Origin of the sequence: Nocardiopsis deserti (assembly GCF_008638355.1) — a bacterium.
Classification (GTDB): Bacteria; Actinomycetota; Actinomycetes; order Streptosporangiales; family Streptosporangiaceae; genus Nocardiopsis; species Nocardiopsis alborubida.
The window spans coordinates 1-3,680 of sequence record NZ_VWVS01000048.1 but is presented as its reverse complement, the minus strand read 5'-3'; the positions used below and the strand labels follow the sequence as shown (position 1 = coordinate 3,680).

Genomic DNA, 3,680 nt, shown 5'->3' with positions numbered 1-3,680 from the left:
CGCGGACGCGGCGGCCGACCGGGCCGCCGAGGTGCGCACCCGCGCCGCGGACGCCGCCGGGGACGCCGCGCGCGCCGAGACCGACGCCCGCACGGCCCGCACCACCGCGGACCTCGCGGCCCAGGCGGCGAACGCCTCCCGGACCTCCTCCGACGGGCGGACCGCGCCGGGCGGCACCGGCGCCCGGGGGACGACGAACCCGCCGAACAGGGCCCCCGGAGACACGGGGTCGCGGACCGTGCCGAACACGGCCGACGACCGCGCGAGGACGACGGACCCCCGGCGGGACGCCGCCCGCCGGGCCGCGCAGGACGCGCGGGCACAGGCCCAGCAGGCCCGGCAGACCGCCCGCGAGGCGGCGGAGCGCGCCGCCCGGGCCACCGAGGACGCGAACCAGCTCGACCGGCAGGCACAGGACCTGCGCACCAGGGCCGAGACCACCGCGCGGGAGGCCCGGGAGGCCGCCGCCCGCGCGAACGAGGCACAGAGGATCGCCGAGAAGACCCGGGATTCCGCCGACGCGGCCGTGAAGACGGCCGACGCGGCCGCCGCCGACGCCCGCCGCGCCCATGGGTACGCGCAGCAGGCCGCCCAGAAGGCGAAAACCGCGGCCGAGCATGCGGAGGAGGCCGCGAAGACCGCGGAGGAGGCCCGCGACGACGCCGGGAAGATCGCCGACAGCGCACGCAAGCGCGCCGAAAGCGTACGGAAGCTGTTGGAGAGGATCAACGCGGCCGTGGAGCCGAGGAGAACGTCGTCCGACGACGGTCCCGCGAAGGACGGGCGCGGGGACGAGGACGGCACCGGCGACGGCTCGGGCAAGGACCGGACCGGAGGCGGCGGGGGCGACCGGTCCCGCGGCGGGGACGACCGGTCCGGCAGCGGCGACGACCGTTCCGATGGCAGGGACGGCTCCGGCACCAGGCGCGGTTCCGGGGGCGACGGCGGGAACCCCGGAAGAGGCGGGGACGACGGACGTTCCTCGCGCGGGGGCGGCCAGAACGGCCGGGGCACCCGCGACAGCGCGCCCACGGACCAGCGCGACCGGGAGACCGACGCGGACTCGGACACCGATTCGGACTCGGACTCCCTCCCGGATCTGGACGCGGTTCCGGACCTGGTCTCCGACGACGACCTGTCCCTGTACGACTCCCCCGACACACCGGTCCAGGACCGGCCCTTCCGCACCCCGTTCGACGACGACCACCAGTTCAAGCCCCTGTGGGCCCGGGACGACCACGCCTTCGACGCCCTGGACCCCAAGCACTCCGGTTACGGAAACGGCCCCCTCAGCTTCCTCAACCCCAAGTCCCTGGACGCCCCCCTCGGCCTCCTGGACTCCGGTTTCGGAAACGACCGCCCCCTGCCCAGCTCGCTGACCGACATCGTGGCCTACCCCGTGACCGGGGGCCCGGGCCACTGGGGGAACACATCCGCGGGCGGGGAGGACGACCAGCCTTCCGCGGGAGCTTCCACCAGCCCCCGTGGTGACGACCAGTACGCCGCAGGGTTCCATGACCCCTCCGCGGTGGCGTACGACGAGCATCCCGCGGCTTCGACCGAGGAGACCCCGCAGGATCGGGAGGGGGACCAGGACGAGCGGATCGCGGCGCTCACGCTGTGGAACGGGACCTTCGCCGGTGTCGAGGACCTCGCCGACACCACCGGATTCGATGTGGTGGGCCAGCAGGCGCTCGTCGAGGACGGCTCCGACGGCAGTACCACGCTCATGCGCTTCGCCAACGGCGCGCAGGCGGTCTACAAGGACACCGAGGGGGCCACCTTCGCCCGTGACCGCGCCGACGCCGAACAGCTCGCCTCGCTGGTGGGCCGCGCCATCGGCGCCAACGTGCCCGGTGTCCTGCGCATCGGTGAGACCGAGGTGTTCATGCACTTCATGAACGGCGAATCCGGGTTCGCCCACCTGGACAACCCGCGATCCCCGCTCCTGAACACACGGGACGGACACGTGCTGGGCCTGCTGGACCTGCTGATCGCCAACGGCGACCGCAACCCGGGCAACTGGCTGGACCAGGGCGGCGGGCGCGTGGCGGGCATCGACCACGGCAAGGCCTGGTTCAAGTACGAATACACGCCGGAGGACCCCACCGACCTGGAGGGGCTGGCCTACACCAACGGCATGCGGCCCTTCTACGACTTCGAGGCCAACGCCTGGATCGCCAACCCGCTGACCCGGGCCGACATCCGGTTCCTGCGGGCCCGGCTCGCCGGGCTCCACGGCGAGTTCGACCGCCTGGGCCGGTCCGACTGGTTCGATGAGATGATGGAGCGCTTCGACATGCTGGCACGCAACGCACGGGGAACCACCGGCTTGTTCTCAGGGGGCGGCCGGTGACCCGTGTGCTCTACGCCCAGGACCGCCGCACACAGCGGACACGGCCGTTCCTGACGCTGCATGACGACGGCACCCTGACCGCCCACGACCCCGCGACGGCCGACGCGATTCCGCGCATACGCGCCACGCGCGGATGGTCCGGCGAGCGGATATTCGACGACTGCGCCGCGCAGTCCAACGCCTACGTCCGCTACTTCGAGGAACCGGAGTGACCGGGCCCGGCTTCGACACGACCGCCGACGGCGGCCGGTTCGGGGGCTCGGCCGGCATCACCACCGGCGAACAGCGTCCCGCCCCCTGGCTCTGAGAAGCGCGTGACGGGTTCTTTTCCACTTTCCTTCCCGCGCGAAACCGAGGAGAATGTGATTCTCCTCGCAGGCGCACTTCTCCTCGTCTCCCCACGATCCGCCCATTCGGCCTTCACCCCCTGACAACACAGGGGTGCACTTCCCAAAGACCGGAAGCGAATTCCCGCTAAACAGAGAATGAATATTCCTCCCTTCGGGGCCGCCCGCAGATCGCATGTCCTGGTTCAAGCGGTTCCGCCCGCCGCCACCCCTTTCCGGCTCCGGAAACCCTCCCGCGACCGCGGTGGACGGAGCTGACCGGCACCAGCTCGCAGGCGGCAACGCCGGGCCTTCGGCCCGCCCCCACCAGGCCTCACGCCCGGACACCGGAGCGGCCTTCCTCGCGAACGGGCCCCGGCACCAGGGGAACAGGAAAAGAATATCCGGCCGGTTCCAGGAGAACCGTTGCGGAAACAATCGGCATGCCAACCGGGTGGAACGCGTTGCAGAAATCTCCCGCCGCTCCCGAAGCGCACCCATGACCTTCGGGAATCCACCGGAGGGAACCCAGTCGAGGGTTCCGCACCAAGGGATGGAGCACCGATACGCGCGACTTCTCCGGTGTTACCTTCGTGGCCGCATAGCGGCACCGAGTGGCACGGGGGGAGACGCGTATGCCGTTGGACGAGAACATGAGCGACTCCGCACGCGGCGCGATCAAGTTCCTCACCGGCATCGAGGTCCCCAAAGCCAGCATCGCCGCCCTGGGCCGCGCCTCCGAGGTCTACGCCGCCCTCGACCAACGCCTCGGCGTCCTGGACGACCTCTTCGACCTCAGCCGCGTCCACGCCCGACGCAGCTTCGACGGCCGCACCGCCGACCGCTACGAACGCTCCCTGGACCAGTTCACCACCGGCGACAACGACTACGTCGGCTCCGCCCGCGCCAACTCCACCACCATGTCCAGCGAACTCTTCAAGGCCCGCGCCAACGTCGAGTACATGCACATGATGGTCATCGGCCAGTTCATCCAACTA

General features: G+C 71.5%; 2 protein-coding genes and 1 pseudogene. All 3 read left to right on the top strand.

Annotated features, from left to right (window positions below; all coding sequences use genetic code 11):
- Positions 1-2,356 (top strand): annotated as a pseudogene (locus tag FYW99_RS32065) (hypothetical protein); the annotation flags it as partial.
- On the top strand, positions 2,353-2,568 hold the full coding sequence (locus tag FYW99_RS31510; protein ID WP_150256251.1) for a hypothetical protein: 216 nt from the start codon (positions 2,353-2,355) through the stop codon (positions 2,566-2,568). The pseudogene FYW99_RS32065 and the gene FYW99_RS31510, both read left to right, overlap by 4 nt.
- Before the next feature lie 749 nt (positions 2,569-3,317).
- Positions 3,318-3,680: hypothetical protein (locus FYW99_RS31505; RefSeq protein ID WP_150256249.1), on the top strand; the 363-nt coding region annotated here is incomplete at its 3' end.